Below are 15,836 nucleotides of genomic sequence, written 5' to 3' on the forward strand. Positions count from 1 at the left end.
CGAGCAGTCTGGGGTCCCCGCCCGCCGGGCCGGTACCTTTTCACCTGGAGACGAAAGCGCAGGAGGTGGCCGTGGGGCTCTGGCTGCTCGACGCGGACGTGCTGGCCCGCAGCCGCTTCGCCCTCTCCCCGCTGGTGGAGGCCATCGCGGCGTTGAAGTCGCTGGACGGGCATCCGACGCCGCCCGGCCAGCGGGCCTGGCGGGAGGCGCACTCGGCCGCGTACCGGACCCGGCTGGCCGGCGACCCGTTCACCGCCGCGTTCGTCCGGGCCGCCTTCCCGCCGCGCTGGGTGCCCGACTTCCTCGCCGCCCCGACCGACTTCCTGGACAGGCCGGCCGACAACGTCGAGACGACGTTCGCCGGTGAGCTGCGCCGGATCCGCGAGACACCCGCCGAGGCACTCCGGGCCGACCTGCTGGCCGGACTGACGGGACCGCTCCCGAGGGTCCTGGGCAGCGCCGATCTGCCGGAGCGGGCCGCCGAACTGCTGGAATGGGTCTGGAGCCACACCCTGCGCCCGGACTGGCCGCGCCGGCAGCGGCTCTTCGAGGCCGACATCGTGTCCCGGACCCATCTGATCAGTTCGGGCGGCTGGGCAGCGACCCTGGACGGGATGCGGCCGGGGATGCGCTGGCTGGGAAACGGCCGCCTCCAGGTCAATACGTACGACCTTCCGCCGCAGGACCTCGGCGACACCGGGCTGCTCTTCGTGCCGAGTACGACCACCCGGGGCTGGGTCGGCTCGGACACCCGGGGCTGGGTCGGCTCGGACCAGCCGCACCGGCACACGGTGGTCTATCCGTGCCGGGGCACCCTTGCCGATCCGGCCCGGATCGCCCCACCGGCAGCGTTGAGCCGGTTGCTCGGCCCGATCCGGGCGGACATCCTGGCCCGGCTGGAGTCGCCGACCAGCACCACCCAACTCGTCGCCTCGACCGGACACCGGCTCGGGTCGGTCGGCGGGCACCTACGGGTGCTGCTCGACGCCCAACTCGTGCAGCGGCGGCGCGCCGGGCGGTACGTGCTCTACTCCCGCACCGCCGACGGCGACCGGCTGGTCCGGATCAGCCGGCGGCCCGTCCGTCGGGCCGCCGGCTGAGTTTCCGGCAGGTGCGAGACTCCACCTCGCGGCGACGCGGATCTGGTCGGCCAGCGCCGAGACCCTAGTCGAGCAGGGCGGTCACCGTTCCGGCGGCGACCGTCCGGCCGCCCTCCCGGACGGCGAAGCCGAGCCCGACGTCCATCGCGATCGGCTTACCCAGTTCGACCGTGACCGTCACGGTGTCACCGGGCGCCACCTGGGGCAGTTCGCCCAGGTCCACCGCGCCGACCACGTCCGTCGTCCGGAAGTAGAACTGCGGCCGGTAGTTGGCGTGGAACGGCGTACGCCGGCCACCTTCGGCGGTGGTCAGCGCGTGGAGCTGGGCGGTGAACCGCCGGTGCGGCGTGACGCTGCCCGGCATCGCCACCACCTGCCCCCGCTGCACCTGGTCGCGCTTGACCCCGCGCAGCAGTACGGCCGCGTTGTCCCCGGCCTGCGCCGACTCCAGCGACCGACCGAAGGTCTCCAGCCCGATCGCCACGGTCGACAGGGTCGGGGCGAGCCCGACCACCTCGACCTGGTCACCGGCGCGCAGCGAGCCGCGCTCGACCGCCCCGGTCACCACGGTCCCCCGGCCGGAGATGGTCAACACGTTCTCGATCGGCATCAGGAACGGCCGGTCGAGGACGCGCGGCGGCACCGGGACGTACCTGTCGACCGCGTCGAGCAGGTCTCCGATGGATTTCACCCAGTCCGGGTCGCCCTCCAGGGCCCGCAGCGCGGAGACCCGCACCACCGGCACCTCGTCGCCGGGGAAGCCGTACTCGCTGACCAGCTCCCGCACCTCCAACTCGACCAGGTCGAGCAGTTCGGGGTCGTCGACCGCGTCCGCCTTGTTCAACGCCACCACCAGGTACGGCACGCCGACCCGCTGGGCGAGCAGCACGTGCTCCCGGGTCTGCGGCATCGCACCGTCCATCGCCGAGACGACCAGGATCGCCCCGTCCACCTGCGCCGCCCCCGTGATCATGTTCTTCACGTAGTCGGCGTGGCCCGGCATGTCCACGTGCGCGTAGTGCCGGGTCGCGGTCTCGTACTCGACGTGCGCGATGGTGATGGTGATGCCCCGGGCGACCTCCTCCGGCGCCCGGTCGATGCCGTCGAAGGCGACGAACCGGTTGACCGCCGGGTCCCGGTCGGCGAGCACCTTGGTGATCGCGGCGGTAAGGGTGGTCTTGCCGTGGTCGACGTGCCCCATCGTGCCGATGTTCAGGTGCGGCTTGGTGCGTACGAACTGGCTCTTGGCCATTTCACTGTCCTCTGTGGAGTGACTGGTGGCGGACGACGAGCGCGGGCGGGTGCCATACCGCGAGAAGGGGAAGCCGCGCCAGAACCGCGCATCCGGTGCGCCGACATGACAGGGGGCGACACCGGGAAACCGGGCCACCCTCCTCCGTGGGTTCTGCTGGTGCGGGAGGAGGGTCAGCCTCGCGCGCCGCTATCCAGCCCGTGCAGCTGGACCGGCGAGGTGGTCGCCACGCACACGGCGGCGGGACCCAGCAGGACGAACCCTGCGGGCCACACAACCCCAGCCGTGCCGAACATGACGATCACGTTAGGCCCAAACACTCCACCCCGCGACAGATATTCCCCCTGCCCCTCCCCGCCCCACCCACTCGGCGACGGGCACTGGCTGGCGGTCGGCGGGCTCAGCCTGCTCACCGTCGCCGGTCACCTGCTCGCCGGCCCGCCCCGGGAGCGCCGGGTCGCGAGCCGCACCGCCGCCACTCCCCCCGCTGCCTCCTTCGAGAGGGAGACCGCGTCAGCACCGAGCCCCACGACAGGACAGTCAATCAAATTGTGTTGATACATCACTTCATTTTGATGTACTGTCCGATCGTGGTCATGTCGCGCCAATCCACCCCGACGTTCGTACGCCTGACCGCCCATCCGCTGCGCTGGCGACTGCTCACCGAGCTAGCGACCGGCGACCTCCGGGTCCGGGAGCTGGTGGCACTGGTCGGCGAACCGCAGAACCTGGTCTCCTACCACCTGCGACTCCTGCGGGACGGTGGACTGGTCACTGCCGTGCGCAGCAGCTACGACGGACGGGACAGCTACTACCACCTCGACCTCGATCGCTGCGCGAACGCACTGGCCGACACCGGCGCCGCGCTGCACCCGGCACTGCGTCGGGAATCCGCCCCGCTGCCGGTGCGTCCCGTCGACCTGCGGCGTACGCCCCGAGTCAGCGTGCTCTTCGTCTGCACCGGCAACAGTGCCCGCTCACCGATCGCCGAGGCCCTGCTCCGGCACCACACCGACGGGCAGGTCGAGACGATCAGCGCAGGCGGTTCACCCAGGTCCCGGCTGCATCCCGGCGCCGCACGAGTCCTTCGCAGGGAGTTCGGCGTTCGCATCGCGGACCAGCTCCCCCGGCACTGGGACACCGTCGCCGGGCGCCGGTTCGACTACGTCATCAGTTTGTGCGACAGGGCCCGCGAGAAGTGCCCCGACTTTTCGGGCGGTCCCCGGCGGGTGCACTGGAGCATCCCCGACCCTGCCGCCGACGGTGACCCGGACCAGGTCGACCACTCCGCCTTACAGCGGGCCGCGGTCGACATCGACACCCGGGTCAGGCGTCTGCTGCCCGTCCTGTGCACCACTCGACCCTGACGGAGGTCCCACCGTGACCGCACCAGACCAGTACGCCAGCGTCCGCTACATCGTCGACGACGTCCGGGCGGCCGTCGACTTCTACACCACCCACCTCGGCTTCGTCCTGAAGGCCAGCGCCGGGCCCGCCTTCGCCGAGGTGTTGCGCGGTCCGCTGCGGCTGCTGCTGTCCGGGCCAGCCAGTTCGGGTGCCCGCGCCACGCCCGACGGCGCCACCGTCGCCGGCCGCAATCGGATCCACCTGGTCGTCGGCGACCTGGACGGCGAGATCGGCCGGCTGCGCGACGCCGGGTTGTCGTTGCCAGGTGAGGTGGTCCACGGACCCGGTGGTCGGCAGATCCTGCTGACCGATCCTGCCGGCAACCTCGTCGAGCTGTTCCAGCCCGCGCACCGGCCGGACGCACCCTGACCGACGGGCGCGATCCGCCGCACGCACCATGACCGACGGATATGCGATCCACCGGACGGCCAGGGCCACGGCGTATGAGGCCCCGGCAGGTGCGGACACGGAAACGGTACGGTCCGCCGTGCGGCCGTACCGTTCTCCGGTTCCTCGGGTTCCTCGGGGGTGCCTCAGCGGGCGAGCGCCTTCTCCAGTTCGGCCTTGGACATGCTCGACCGGCCCTTGATGTTGCGCTTCTTCGCCTCGTTGTAGAGCTGTTCCCTGGTCCGCCCCTGCGCGCCGGTGTGCGACCGCTTGCCGCCCCGGTGCCCGGAGGAGACATCCTTGATCGACGAGCGGCTGGCGGTCTTCGACTCGCCGGCCCGAGCGCGTTCCTTGTTCACCGTCCGGGCGGCGATCTCCTCGGCGCGTCCGGTCGGCTCGCCGCGCTTCTTGGCGCTGGCCTTGATATGCTCGTACTGGCGTTCCCGCTTGGGAGACGATCCTGCGGGCATGACACAACTCCTTTCCGCTCAGAGGATGGGCTTGCCGCCGGTGACCGGGATGATCGCGCCGGAGATGTAGCTTGCCTCGTCCGAGGCGAGCAGCACGTACGCCGGGGCGCACTCCTTCGGCTGGCCGGGGCGGCCCAGCGGGGTGTTCTTGCCGAACTTCTCGACGTGGTCCGGCGGCATCGTGGACGGGATCAGCGGGGTCCAGATCGGGCCCGGCGCGACGCCGTTCACCCGGATGCCCCGCTCGCCGAGCATCTGGGCCAGCCCGGCGGTGAAGTTCGCGATCGCACCCTTGGTGGTCGCGTACGGCAGCAACGTCGGGCGCGGCGTGTCGTAGTTGATCGAGCTGGTGTTGATGATCGACGCCTTGTCGCCGAGGTGCGGCAGGGCCGCCTGTACCAGCCGGAACATCGCGGTGATGTTCACGTCGAAGGTGTGCTGCCACTCCTCGTCGGTGACCTCTTCGATGGTTTCGTGCGTCATCTGGTAGGCCGCGTTGTTGACCAGTACGTCGATTCTGCCGAACTCCTCGACCGCCCGGTCCACCACCTCGCGGCACACCGCCGGGTCACCGACGTTCCCGGCGACGAGTACCGCCTTGCGGCCCTCGTCCTCGACGAGTTTGGCGGTCTCCCGGGCGTCGTCGTGCTCGTTCAGGTACGAGATCAGCACGTCGGCGCCCTCCCGGGCGTACGCGATGGCGACCGCCCGGCCGATGCCGCTGTCCCCGCCGGTGATGACCGCCTTCTTGCCCGCCAGTCGACCGGAGCCCCGGTAGGAGTCCTCGCCGTGGTCGGGCCTGGAGTTCATCGCGTCGAGGGTGCCGGGCGGCTGCTGCTGCGGCTCGGCCTGCTGGTTCTCGGGCATCGGGCAACTCCTCGGGTGTGGGACTGGTATGAAAGGTCCCCATACCAGGCAGCCGGTAAACCCGATCCCCGATCGTCACCGAAGCCGCTGAGCTGCGCCGATCGATCTCGGCCCGATCAGTCGTGGCCGTCGTTTCGCAGCCGAGCGAACGCCTCGATCGCGTCCAGGTCGGCGGGGCGCAGTCCCCGGCCCGGGTCGGGCGCGATCAGCAGGGCGGTCCCCCGGGCCACCGCCCGGTCCAGCATCCTGTCGCCGGTCGGGATCGCCTCGTCGTCGGTCCAGACGAGGGTACGGCCGGCGGCCAGCACCGCGCGGGCGGCGGCCAGCTTGACCGGCCAGCCCAGCTCGCCCTTGGGCACCGGATCGCAGTCGAGGGCGCGGCCCAGCGCCGGCAGCTGCCACAGCCGTTCCAGCAGGTCCGCCTCCGGGCACCAGGTGCTGCACCAGCGCACCTCGACGGCTCCGGAGACGTGCAGGCTACGAATGCGGTCGACAAGCGCGCCGGCCCAACGCAACGGGTACTCGCACCGGTCGGCCTCGGACCAGACGTCGGCCCGGCGGGCTGACCGGCCCCACCCCGGGCGCCGGGCGTTGACCACGCCGTCGACGTCGAGCAGCCAGACCGGCGGCAGATCGGGTACGACCGGCAGGTCGGGCTCGATTTCCATGGTGCCTCCGATGATCGACTCTCATTGTGGACACCGCTCGTCAGTGGCCTCTTGTAATCTCCCGGCGCCGGACACAACAATCCCAGTGGAGGGTGTCGATGAGAGTCCTACGCCGAGCTTCCCTGTCACTTGCCGTCCTTGCGGCTCTGGGCGGCGGCGGCTGCTCCTCCGCCGCACCGCGACAACCGACGCCGACGGCTACGCCGGCCACGTCGCAGCAGGCCGTGCGGTTCGACAAGGCGCTGCACGACGAGCTGGTCGGGATGCTCGAACGCGACCAGGCCGAGCTGAACGGTGTCCCGCAGACCGACACCGCCGAGCAGCGCACCGCCCGGCTGAAGGAGATCATCGAGAAGCACGGCTGGCCCACATTCGATCTCGTCGGCAAGGACGGCGAGAATGCCGCCTGGGCGATCGCCCAGCACTCGGATCTCGACCTCGCCTTCCAGCAGCAGGCGCTCGAACTGCTGCGCGCGGCCGTCGCACGCGGCCAGGCATCGCCCGGCAACCTCGCGTACCTGGAGGACCGGGTCGCCGTCGCGAAGGGCGAGCCCCAGACGTACGGCACGCAGATGCGGTGCGGTCCGGACGGGCCCGCGCCGACGACTCCGATCCGGGACGAGGCCGGTGTCGACAAGCGGCGGGCGGCGGCCGGCCTCGACCCGCTGGCCGAGTACCGGACCGAGATGACCAGGATCTGCGCCGAGGACGAGAGCCAGTAGGTAGTCCGTCTGGTCGTGGAAGAAGCACAGAACCCGGGATCAGTCCGCCCGGAGTCGGTCGGCGATGGCGGTGGTGATTTCGACGCGCCGTTCGGACGTCAGCCACTCGCTCTCCGGTCGGGTGAGGTAGTGGAAGATCCGGGGTCCGCGGTGTTCCGGCGGAAGGTCCGGCATCCGGGGTACGAGGTGGAAGTGCACGTGCCCGAAGCCCTCCGCCTCGGCGAACTGCATCACGTACGTCTTCGTGCAGCGAACGGTCTCGTGCAGGGTGGTGCTGAGCCGGTGCAGCAGCGGGCCCAGTTCGGCGGCCTCGACCGGGGTCAGCTCGGCGATCGAGGTGACGTGCCGCCGTGGCAGCACGACCAGCCAGCCCGGCAGGCTGGAGTTGAACGCGTGCGCGACCCGCCAGTGGTCGGTGACGTGCAGCCGCTCCGCGAACGACGCGGCGGCGAGGTCGTCCTCCTGGCGGCAGGAGTAGCAGTCCCCGGTCATCGCCTCATTCTGCCGCCCGCAATCCTCCCCGGCGCTACCGCAGAAACGGGGCGAAGTGCTCGGCGACCAGTCCGGCCACCTCCTCGGCGTCGCGACTGCCGTCGACCTCGATCACCCGGATGCCGAGCCGGCGGGCGCCGCGTACGGCGTCCTCGGCGAGCAGGCGGTCCCGCTGCACCCGGTTGCACTGCGCGAGTTCGGGATCGCTGACCTGATGGGCCAGCCGACCGGCCCGGGGCAGCCGGTCGAGCTGGTGTCGCCGGAAGTCTTCGGTAGGCACCAGCACCACCATCCGCCGGGTCGACCCGCTGACCGCCGCGACCAGGTCGGGACGCAGCCCCCAACCCTCGGCGAGGACTGGCCGGGGTGCGGCGAGCGCCCGCAGGTCGTCCTGCACCCACTCGAACCGCACGGCGAACTCCGCCAGCGCCTGCCGGGCCATCTCCTCCGGTGTCGTGTCGACCCAGGCCGTTTCCAGGTCGGGATCGGCCGGCTCGCCGCGCCGGAGCCGGCGGACGATCCGCCGGTCGTTGTGCCCGCGCGCGTCGTGGTAGTCGTAGTGGTAGTGCGTCAGGCCGTAGCGCTCGGCGAGGATCCCGGCGACCGTCGACTTGCCGGCCCACTGGGCGCCGCCGATCCACAGTGCCTGCTGGAGAGTACGGAAAGGGTCCCACGGCATGCCCAGAATCGTGAGCCGGTCCGGCGCCGAATTCCAGTCTTGTTTTTGCCCATTTTCCCTGGTCAACTGAGGTTAGGAGCCGGAAAGCCAGCCGAGGAAGCGTTCGCTGAGCGCGGTCACCGCCGGAGCGCCGGCCGGGTCCAGGGCATGCAGATCGCGGTACGCCTCGGCGAGCGACGAGCCGAGCCGCACACAGAGCGCGCCCCGCGAGTCCGGGTACTCCCGGACCAGGCGCAGCCGCGCGGCGGCGCACGGCCACGGTTGCCCGTCGGTGCGGCACAGCCACAGTGGTCGCAGCGGCGTGTGCGGGCCGACCGGCGGCTCCGGTCCCGTCATCGCCGTACCCCGGCACGCACCGGCAACACAGCCACAACCGGCGCCAGTCCCGGCAGTGCCGGAAAACGAGCGGGACGGGCCGCCGGATCCGATGTACTTTCCGCATCGCGTCTCCTTCCGAGTTGGAAGGGGGCCATCTCTGCACGGGGGAAGAGAGACGGCCCCCGCAGGTTCCGCCCGGCCGGTCACCATGCCAATTGCGATCCGAGCGGTTCCGCTGGTGACACTCTGCTGTGGAGTGCACTACGGTCGATACGTGCTCGCGGCATCTGCGCAGGTCAGGAGGCAGACGAGCAATTTCCTGGAACGGATCTTCGGCAGTGAGCAGAGATGGGACTATCGATGGGACTCGTCACGGAATACGTCCTCGCCGAGCTTAGGCTGTTTCGCACTGAGCAGCGACTCAGTCAGGAGGACTTCGGACGCAAGATCGGTTATTCTGGATCACACGTCAGCTCGGTGGAGACCAGCCAGCGCCCACCGACCGACGAATACGTGCAGAAGATCGACGACGCTTTCCAGACCGGCGGTATGTTCAGCCGGATGCTCGGCAAACTCGCCAAGCTGGACAGCACACCGGCCTGGCTCCGCGACTGGATCGAGTTCGAACGCCTCGCCCGGCTACTCCGCTGGTACGAGCCGGCCTTCATCCCCGGCCTCCTGCAAACCGAGTCGTACGCCCGAGCAACGATGGCCGGGATGCATCTGACGCCCGCACAGATCGACCAGCGGGCTCAGAGCCGGCTGGAGCGACAGACGGTCCTCACGGCAGACGACCCCGCACAGTTCGTCTTCGTCATCGACGCGATGGTCCTCCGTCGACCCGTGCGCGGCGAGCCAGGTGTGATGGCGCAGCAGCTTCAACACCTGGCAACCGTCGCGGAGCTGCCACACGTACAGCTCCTCGTGGTACCGAAAGAGGTTGGGCTCTACCCCGGCATCGTGCTAGTGCGCGACACCAAGGACCGCGACGGCGGCACTCTCAGCTTCACGCCGGCACACTGGCGGGCCTTCGTACACCTCGCCAGGCAGCAGCAGCCACCGACCGCCTGACCGCGACCCGGCCAGGCCCCCGGCGCGGTCGCCGAGGGCCTGGTCCCGCAGAGCGGTCGGCTCAGGCGACGGCGGTGCCTTCGAGTTCGACCAGTTGGCCGGGGATGGCCAGCCGGGTCACCCCGAGCATCGTGGTGGTCGGTGCCACCCCGGCGGCGCCCAGCCGCGACGCGAGCACGCCGTAGTGCGGGAACAGCAGGTCGACGTCGGTGGTGTAGACGTTGAGCCGGACGAGGTTCGCGAGCGACATGCCCGCCCCGGCGAGTACCGCCTCCAGGTTGTCGAGGCTGAGCGCCAACTGTGCCGCCATGTCGCCGTCGTGCTGGGGCTTGCCGTCGGCACTCATCGCGGTCTGCCCGGAGCAATACAGCGTCCGGGTGTGCCCGGAGACGATCTCGCCCTGGTTGAATCCCATCCCGACCGACCAGGTCACCGGGTTGACCGCCGTTCGTTCCACAGTCACAACAGCTCCATTCGATTCGTCACCAGCACGCACGTCCGTCGACTCGGCGCTCGCCGTCCTCGACGTCGTCCCGGGCAGCCTGGCAACGAATCACGACAACCTGTGTCGTCTTTTCAACGCGATCTCCAGTACCCGATCCGGGCCCGGATCTGGCGGCGCAGCCGTGTCCACAGCAGGTCCGACACAGACCTCACACCTACCGGCTGTCCCGGGTCGTGGCCGCCGAGGAACTCGCCGAACCGCACAGCGACCGGACCTGGGCGATCTGGCCGACGCCACAGTGGACGCACACGTCTCTGCACAACCCCGCCAACGCATTCGCAACCTGCTACGCACTGTCATCCTGAATCAGGCGTCGGCCGGGCCCACCAGTCAGCCGACGAGACTGTCGAGCTGCCCCGCCTGTGCGCCCACTCTCGCGAGCGACGCCGTTACCGAGGAGGAGGGAGGAGGTCGAGGGAACGGGAGGAGTTCGAGGGAACGGGGGGACATAGACAGCGAAGGTCACCGCCGAGCGGATGTCCGGATTGTCGCGCCCCGTTTGTGCACCCAGCTCGACAGTCTGCGCAGCGAGGTATCCCCAGCCGGACCTGCTACACGAACTGCCATCAGTCGACCACAGCTCGTGGCGTCATCGATGAGCGGCGCCGACGGAGCAGACGCTCGGGGCGGGCTTCGAGGCGTTCGGGTGGGGGCCGGAGAACCCACCGACCGTCCGACCAGCTAGCCGGTGGCACGGCGGTTCGTGACCAAGCGGCTGTGCCAGTTCCGGCCGCCCCGGACATTCCGCGTCCACGTCTCACCAGCGTGGTCGCCGATCTCCTGGAACAGCCGCAACGCCTGCCGGAGGTGCTCCGCCCCCGGCGCGTAGCGGCGCAGCCGCAGATGGGCCGCACCAAGGCGGGCCAGCGCCCACGCCTCTGCGCGCAGGTCCCCGCAGCGGCGGGCGGCCTGGCGGGCGTACCCGTGCACGGTCAGCGCGTCGGCGTGCTGGCCGCCGTCGAGGTAGCGGAACAGGCTGCCCGACAGCCGGGTGGTGTGGCCGGGCCAGCCGTTCCGGGCGGTGTACCCGGCCACGGCGACCAGGGTGGGACGTTCGGTGTCCAACCACGCCCGCGCAGCGTCCGGACCGGACAGCACCGGAGTGCTCAGTCCCGGAACACCCGAGGTCGGCAAGGTCGGCAGCGGGGGCACAACCTCGGCCGGGGCCACGACCTCGACCGGGGCGAGCAGCTCCGTCGCGGCGGCGCAGGTCGCCAGGTAGAAGTCGAACAGCCGGGTGAGGGCGTCGCGACGGTCGCCGGGCGGGTCCTCGTCCCTGGACCGGCCCAGCGCGTATCCCCGGACGAGGTCGTGGAAGCCGTACCGCCCGGATGCGCCCTGCTCCAGCAGGTGGTCGGCGCAGAGCCGGTCCAGCCGGCGCCGGGCGGTGGCCGGGTCGGTGGCGGTCAGCGCCGCCGCCGCGTACCCGTCGAGGTCCTGGCCGGGGTGCGCCGCCGCCAGCCGCAGCAACCGCCGCTCCTCAGCGGACAGGTGCCGGTAGGACAGGTCGAGGGCCAGTTCGATCCCGACCTCCAGCCGTCCCTCGTGGTGGCGTTCGTCGAGTCGTTCCGCATGGTCGGTCAACGTCCAACCGGGCGTGCCCCGGATGTGCGCGGCGACCAGCACCAACGCCAGCGGCAGGTGACCGCAGCGCTGGGCGATCCGGGCCGGCGCGCCCGGATCCCGACCAACCGGGGTACCCGGCGCGGCCCGGCTCAGGAAGACGACCGCCTCGTACGGGGTGAACGCGTCGACGGTCAACTGCGTCGCCGACGGCAGCCCGGTGAGGCGACGACGGCTGGTGACGAGTACCGGACAGTTCGGGGTCTCCGGCAGCAGCGGACGGACCTGGTCGGCGTCGGCGGCGTTGTCCAGGATCACCAGAGTGCGGCTGCCGGCGAGCCGGTCCCGGTAGGCGGCGACCCGGGCCGGCAGGTCGTGCGGCACCCGCTGGCCCGGCGTCCCGAGCAGGCGCAGAAAGCCGTCCAGCACGGCGGCCGGATCGGCCGGCGGCTGGACCGGGTCGGGATGGAATCCGCGCAGGTCGACGAAGAGAACCCGGTCGAACGGCCGACCCCGGGCGAGCAGGTGCCCGGCGCGGATCGCCAGCTGCGTCTTGCCGACGCCGGCCATCCCGGCAATCGCGACGACGACCGGGACGTCAACCCCGCCTTCGGCATGCTCGGGGCAGAGGGTACGCCGAAGTTCGTCCATCTCGGCGGTGCGGCCGGTGAAGCCGGCCAGGTCCGGTGGCAGCCCGGCCCGCACCCGCACCTGCGCCGCCGCCCGGGTCTCCCCGCCGACCACCTGGAGCACCTGCTGCCACTGCGTCACGTAGCCGGGATCCGGATGCAGCGCCCGGACCACGGCGACGACCAGGTCGATTTTCAACCGCCGCCGGCCGGGCCGGAAGCAGTCCACCACGGTCGTCTTTCCGACCAGTTCGCCGGCCGGCCGGCCCGCCTCGGTCCAGGCCGCGTTCACCCGGTCCTTGATGTTCTCGTACGACGGGTCGCCGGCCCAGACCTTGAGCGCGCGCAACCGTTCGACGAGGTCGTCAAGGGTGCTGGCCCGTCCGGGATCGGGCAACGCCACGAAGCTCTCCACCACCTGCTGTCCAGCCCTCATACGTCCACCTCCCGCCCCCGGCGCCGTTCCCGGGCCGCTCACGCTAACCAGCCGCCGCCAGCGACTGTCGGCCACCAGACATAGCTGTGCGGAATCGTTCGGGATTCCGCCGGACAGCCCGCCGGCACCGGAACAGTCGACGTCAGGCAGTCCCGGCTCCCGCCGACAACCGCTGGCGGGGATCGCGGGTACCTCGTTTCCGCTTTCGGGGAGGAAGCATGCTCAGTACCGGCAACACATCGGCCCGCCCGTCGGCGGCGCGCAGAAGTCGAGTGGTCGGGGCCGTCCTGACGGTCCTGGCCATCGCGGCGGCGCTGCTCGTCGCGCCAACGCCCGCCTACGCGGACACCCTCCGCAGGGAGCTGGTGAGTGGCCACGGCCCCCTTCGCGCCGACGTGATGTGGGCCTCCACGGCGACCCACCAGGGGGTCTTCCTGTGGCCGGACAACACCAGCGCCTCGCAGGAGTTCGACCTGCTCGACAGCGGCGGCGGTTTCTTCCGGATCAGGGCCCGGCACTCCGGCCAGTGCCTGATGCTCGACTGGCGGGCCGGGTTCTACGACAACGGCACGCCGATCATCCAGTTCCCGCACTGCTCCGCCGGCTACGCCCCGGGCGAGTGGTTCACCCAGGAGGTCTTCCACCGGCCCTGCACCGGTCAGTGCTTCGGCTCCTGGTTCGTGCTGATCAAGAACCGCGAGACCGGCATGTGCCTGGACGTCGCCGCGCCGTCCGGGCGGCCCGCCCAGCAGGGTGTGTTGCAGCAGTGGCAATGCATCTCGGCCACCACCGAATGGAACGCCTTCAACCAGATGTGGAAGATCCACGATCCCACTCCGGTGATCATCGGCTAGCCCGGGGTGGCGCTCGGCGCGGACGGTAGGGCGGTCGGCACCCGGCCGCCCCATCCGCCCGGCTCCACGGTCATCTGCCTCAATCGACCGTCATCTGCCGGCTGCCACCGGCTACGGACCGAGCGGTCGGGCGATGTCCCGGGCGTAATCCACCACCGCCGCGCCGACCACTGTCGCCTCGACCGGCAGCACCTCCAGGCAGCGCCGCACCGCCGCCGCCATCAGGGCGTTCGGCACCCGCATCGACAGGGTGCAGTGCGGCACCCAGCGGCCGGGGCGGTAAAGCTCGCTGACCGGGACGCCGGCCCAGGTCAGCCGCTCGTGCACCATCGCCTGGTGGGCCAGCAGCTCCGGGGTGGGACTCGGGCCGAGCCAGAGCACCCGGCCGACGAACTGGCCGGCGTACTGGAAGGAGAGCGGTAGCGGCGGGGCCACCACCGTCCCGCTCAGCGCCTCGGCGACCTCGTCCGGGTCGAGCCGGGGCGCGACGGCGAGCGAGACGTGCGGCCGGTGCCGCTGCCCCAGCATCGAACGGAGGCTCTGCACACCCTCGGATTCCAGGGCGTCCCAGAGCACCCGGATCCGCCGGGTGGCATCGGTGTCGAAATACAGCTCCAGGGCGGCGACCACCGGTCCACTTTAGGAGGCGGATCGCGACCCGCCGGCCCGGCTCTGCCCGGCGGTGCAGTACCGCCCCGCACGAGAGTGCAGAACCGGCCCACCCGACGGCAGAGCCCCGGCCGTCCGCTCGGGACGACCGGGGCTCACCCCCGCCCCTGCTACCGCAGGCCGTTGGAGATCGCGCTGATCAGTTCGCCGTTGCCGGTGTCACCGGAGAGTTCCCAGAAGAACGCCCCGCCCAGCCCCTGACCCTTGGCGTACGACATCTTGCCGCCGATGGTCGCCGGGGTGTCGTAGCTCCACCAGTTGCTGCCGCACTTCGCGTACGCCGTGCCGGCGATCGTGCCGGTGGTCGGGCAGGTGTTCTTGAGTACCTTGTAGTCCTCGATGCCCGCCTCGTAGGTGCCCGGAGCCGCCCCGGTGGCCGTACCGCCCGGGGTGGCCTGGGTGACCCCGGTCCAGCCCCGGCCGTAGAAGCCGATGCCGAGCAGCAGCTTGCTGGCCGGGATGCCCCTGCCCTTGAGTTTCTGGATCGCCGCGTCGGACCAGAAGCCCTGCTGCGGGATCCCGGCGTACGAGGTCAGCGGCGAGTGCGGGGCCGTGGGACCCTGCGCGGCGAAGGCGCCGAAGTAGTCGTACGTCATCGGCATCAGCCAGTCGAGATTGTTTATCGCACCGGCGTAGTCGGTCGCGTCGATCTTGCCGCCGTTGCTGCCGTCCGCGGTGATCGCGGCGGTGACCAGGTTGCCCGAGCCGAACCGGGAGCGCAGCGCGGAGATCACGTTCTTGAACGCGTTCGGGCCGCTGGCGTCGCAGCTCAGGCCACAGGCGTTCGGGTACTCCCAGTCGATGTCGATGCCGTCGAAGACGTCCGCCCAGCGCGGGTCCTCGACCAGGTTGTGGCAGGACTCGGCGAACGCGGCCGGGTTCTGCGCGGCCTGGGTGAAGCCGCCGGACCAGGTCCAGCCGCCGAACGACCAGATCACCTTGATGTGCGGGTACATCCGCTTGAGCTTGCGGAGCTGGTTGAAACTGCCGCGCAGCGCACCGGTGTCCCAGGTGTCGGCGACCCCGTCCACACTCTCCGCCGCCGAGTACGCCCGGTCGTAGTCGGCGTAGCTGTCGCCGATGGTGCACCGGCCGCCGGTGGTGTTGCCGAAGGCGTACAGGATGTGGGTCAGCTTGCTGGCCGAGCCGCTGGTGTGGATGTTCTTCACGTGGTAGGCCCGCTGGTAGACGCCCCACTGGGCGAAGTAGCCGACCACCTTCTGCGCGCCCGGGTTCGTCGGCGGCGGAGTGGTCGTCGGCGGGGGCGTCGGGGTGGCGGTCGGGGTCGCCGTCGGCCGAGGGGTGGTGGGGGTCGGGCTGGGAGTGCCGCCCCCGCCGCAGGCGGCACCGTTGACGGTGCAGTTCGCCGGGGCCCGGTATCCGCCGGTGCCGACGTAGCCCCAACTGGCCGAGGCGCCCGGGGCGAGCGCACCCGCCCAGCTCTTCTGCACCGCCACGTAGCGGTTGCCGCTGCGGGTGACGTCGGCGTCCCAGAAGCTGCCGATGGTGGTCCCGCTGGGCAGGTCGAACTCGATCCGCCAGTTGGCGACCGGCGCGTCGGTGCCGTTGGTGACGGTGACCCTGACCTCGTGGCCGGAGCCCCAGTCAGAGCTGGCGGTGAAGCTGGTGGTCAGGCTGCCGGCGCCGAGGGCCGCGGTGATCGGGACCACGGCGACGACCACCGCGGCCGCGACGCCGGCCCACAGCGCCTGGCGGATGGATCTCCTCATGGTGGCGTCTCCCTTAT

General features: G+C 70.9%; 17 protein-coding genes. 6 read left to right on the forward strand and 11 right to left on the reverse strand.

Annotation, left to right across the window (positions count from 1 at the left end; all coding sequences use genetic code 11):
* The first annotated feature begins 71 nt into the window (after nucleotides 1-71).
* Nucleotides 72-1,100 (forward strand): winged helix-turn-helix domain-containing protein, encoded by a 1,029-nt coding sequence (locus tag O7626_RS23370; protein ID WP_278063243.1) that lies wholly within the window; start codon nucleotides 72-74, stop codon nucleotides 1,098-1,100.
* A 64-nt stretch (nucleotides 1,101-1,164) separates the two neighbouring features.
* On the opposite strand, the gene tuf is transcribed toward O7626_RS23370, so the two are convergent.
* Entirely contained in the window at nucleotides 1,165-2,352 is a 1,188-nt protein-coding gene (gene tuf, locus O7626_RS23375; RefSeq protein ID WP_278063244.1) for an elongation factor Tu, read from the reverse strand.
* Between the two features lie 596 nt (nucleotides 2,353-2,948).
* Here tuf and O7626_RS23380 point away from each other — a divergent pair.
* Entirely contained in the window at nucleotides 2,949-3,719 is a 771-nt protein-coding gene (locus O7626_RS23380; RefSeq protein WP_278063245.1) for an ArsR family transcriptional regulator, read from the forward strand.
* Between the two features lie 13 nt (nucleotides 3,720-3,732).
* Nucleotides 3,733-4,128, forward strand: coding sequence for a VOC family protein (locus O7626_RS23385; RefSeq protein ID WP_278063246.1), 396 nt, complete (start codon nucleotides 3,733-3,735; stop codon nucleotides 4,126-4,128).
* Between the two features lie 164 nt (nucleotides 4,129-4,292).
* On the opposite strand, the gene O7626_RS23390 is transcribed toward O7626_RS23385, so the two are convergent.
* The 3 genes from O7626_RS23390 to O7626_RS23400 all read right to left on the reverse strand — a co-directional run bounded on the left by O7626_RS23390 (nucleotide 4,293) and on the right by O7626_RS23400 (nucleotide 6,151).
* Nucleotides 4,293-4,616: a plasmid stabilization protein gene (locus tag O7626_RS23390; protein WP_278063247.1), complete on the reverse strand. Its 324-nt coding sequence runs from the start codon at nucleotides 4,614-4,616 to the stop codon at nucleotides 4,293-4,295.
* An 18-nt stretch (nucleotides 4,617-4,634) separates the two neighbouring features.
* Nucleotides 4,635-5,483 carry a glucose 1-dehydrogenase gene (locus O7626_RS23395; protein WP_278063248.1) on the reverse strand — a complete coding sequence of 283 codons (849 nt, stop codon included), beginning with the start codon at nucleotides 5,481-5,483 and terminating at the stop codon, nucleotides 4,635-4,637.
* A gap of 116 nt (nucleotides 5,484-5,599) precedes the next feature.
* Nucleotides 5,600-6,151 carry a hypothetical protein gene (locus O7626_RS23400; protein ID WP_278063249.1) on the reverse strand — a complete coding sequence of 184 codons (552 nt, stop codon included), beginning with the start codon at nucleotides 6,149-6,151 and terminating at the stop codon, nucleotides 5,600-5,602.
* Between the two features lie 224 nt (nucleotides 6,152-6,375).
* Between O7626_RS23400 and O7626_RS23405 the strand changes: the two genes are divergently transcribed.
* The gene (locus O7626_RS23405; RefSeq protein ID WP_278063250.1) at nucleotides 6,376-6,873 is read left to right on the forward strand and encodes a DUF6624 domain-containing protein; all 498 of its coding nucleotides are present in this window, start codon (nucleotides 6,376-6,378) and stop codon (nucleotides 6,871-6,873) included.
* A gap of 39 nt (nucleotides 6,874-6,912) precedes the next feature.
* Here the strand turns inward: O7626_RS23405 and O7626_RS23410 are convergent, their stop codons facing one another.
* From O7626_RS23410 to O7626_RS23420, 3 genes are all read right to left on the reverse strand, one after another.
* Complete coding sequence (locus tag O7626_RS23410) at nucleotides 6,913-7,365, reverse strand: HIT family protein (protein ID WP_278063251.1); 453 nt, start codon at nucleotides 7,363-7,365, stop codon at nucleotides 6,913-6,915.
* Between the two features lie 34 nt (nucleotides 7,366-7,399).
* Nucleotides 7,400-8,044 (reverse strand): hypothetical protein, encoded by a 645-nt coding sequence (locus O7626_RS23415; RefSeq protein ID WP_278063252.1) that lies wholly within the window; start codon nucleotides 8,042-8,044, stop codon nucleotides 7,400-7,402.
* A 72-nt stretch (nucleotides 8,045-8,116) separates the two neighbouring features.
* On the reverse strand, nucleotides 8,117-8,380 hold the full coding sequence (locus tag O7626_RS23420; protein WP_278063253.1) for a hypothetical protein: 264 nt from the start codon (nucleotides 8,378-8,380) through the stop codon (nucleotides 8,117-8,119).
* 342 nt (nucleotides 8,381-8,722) lie between these two features.
* On the opposite strand from O7626_RS23420, the gene O7626_RS23425 reads away from it, so the two are divergent.
* Nucleotides 8,723-9,433, forward strand: a complete 711-nt coding sequence (locus O7626_RS23425) for a Scr1 family TA system antitoxin-like transcriptional regulator (protein ID WP_278063254.1) — start codon at nucleotides 8,723-8,725, stop codon at nucleotides 9,431-9,433.
* Nucleotides 9,434-9,494: 61 nt separating this feature from the next.
* On the opposite strand, the gene O7626_RS23430 is transcribed toward O7626_RS23425, so the two are convergent.
* Both O7626_RS23430 and O7626_RS23435 read right to left on the reverse strand, forming a co-directional pair.
* Nucleotides 9,495-9,896, reverse strand: coding sequence for a RidA family protein (locus O7626_RS23430; RefSeq protein ID WP_278063255.1), 402 nt, complete (start codon nucleotides 9,894-9,896; stop codon nucleotides 9,495-9,497).
* A gap of 723 nt (nucleotides 9,897-10,619) precedes the next feature.
* The gene (locus O7626_RS23435) at nucleotides 10,620-12,566 is read right to left on the reverse strand and encodes a tetratricopeptide repeat protein (protein WP_278063256.1); all 1,947 of its coding nucleotides are present in this window, start codon (nucleotides 12,564-12,566) and stop codon (nucleotides 10,620-10,622) included.
* Nucleotides 12,567-12,784: 218 nt separating this feature from the next.
* Here O7626_RS23435 and O7626_RS23440 point away from each other — a divergent pair, with 218 nt between their 5' ends.
* Nucleotides 12,785-13,420 (forward strand): RICIN domain-containing protein, encoded by a 636-nt coding sequence (locus O7626_RS23440; RefSeq protein ID WP_278063257.1) that lies wholly within the window; start codon nucleotides 12,785-12,787, stop codon nucleotides 13,418-13,420.
* Nucleotides 13,421-13,531: 111 nt separating this feature from the next.
* Here the strand turns inward: O7626_RS23440 and O7626_RS23445 are convergent, their stop codons facing one another.
* Nucleotides 13,532-14,050 (reverse strand): 2'-5' RNA ligase family protein, encoded by a 519-nt coding sequence (locus tag O7626_RS23445; protein ID WP_278063258.1) that lies wholly within the window; start codon nucleotides 14,048-14,050, stop codon nucleotides 13,532-13,534.
* A 149-nt stretch (nucleotides 14,051-14,199) separates the two neighbouring features.
* Nucleotides 14,200-15,819: a glycosyl hydrolase family 18 protein gene (locus O7626_RS23450; RefSeq protein WP_278063259.1), complete on the reverse strand. Its 1,620-nt coding sequence runs from the start codon at nucleotides 15,817-15,819 to the stop codon at nucleotides 14,200-14,202.
* Between the last annotated feature and the right edge of the window lie 17 nt (nucleotides 15,820-15,836).

Source organism: Micromonospora sp. WMMD1102 (assembly GCF_029626265.1).
Lineage (GTDB): Bacteria > Actinomycetota > Actinomycetes > Mycobacteriales > Micromonosporaceae > Plantactinospora.

Coding starts and splice junctions, on each gene's coding strand:
- O7626_RS23415 (WP_278063252.1), bottom strand. CDS start 8,044: ATGCCGTGGGACCCTTTCCGTACTCTCCAGCAGGCACTGTGGATCGGC.
- O7626_RS23435 (WP_278063256.1), bottom strand. CDS start 12,566: ATGAGGGCTGGACAGCAGGTGGTGGAGAGCTTCGTGGCGTTGCCCGAT.
- O7626_RS23390 (WP_278063247.1), bottom strand. CDS start 4,616: ATGCCCGCAGGATCGTCTCCCAAGCGGGAACGCCAGTACGAGCATATC.
- O7626_RS23400 (WP_278063249.1), bottom strand. CDS start 6,151: ATGGAAATCGAGCCCGACCTGCCGGTCGTACCCGATCTGCCGCCGGTC.
- O7626_RS23425 (WP_278063254.1), top strand. CDS start 8,723: ATGGGACTCGTCACGGAATACGTCCTCGCCGAGCTTAGGCTGTTTCGC.
- O7626_RS23395 (WP_278063248.1), bottom strand. CDS start 5,483: ATGCCCGAGAACCAGCAGGCCGAGCCGCAGCAGCAGCCGCCCGGCACC.
- O7626_RS23440 (WP_278063257.1), top strand. CDS start 12,785: ATGCTCAGTACCGGCAACACATCGGCCCGCCCGTCGGCGGCGCGCAGA.
- O7626_RS23420 (WP_278063253.1), bottom strand. CDS start 8,380: ATGACGGGACCGGAGCCGCCGGTCGGCCCGCACACGCCGCTGCGACCA.
- O7626_RS23450 (WP_278063259.1), bottom strand. CDS start 15,819: ATGAGGAGATCCATCCGCCAGGCGCTGTGGGCCGGCGTCGCGGCCGCG.
- O7626_RS23380 (WP_278063245.1), top strand. CDS start 2,949: ATGTCGCGCCAATCCACCCCGACGTTCGTACGCCTGACCGCCCATCCG.
- tuf (WP_278063244.1), bottom strand. CDS start 2,352: ATGGCCAAGAGCCAGTTCGTACGCACCAAGCCGCACCTGAACATCGGC.
- O7626_RS23410 (WP_278063251.1), bottom strand. CDS start 7,365: ATGACCGGGGACTGCTACTCCTGCCGCCAGGAGGACGACCTCGCCGCC.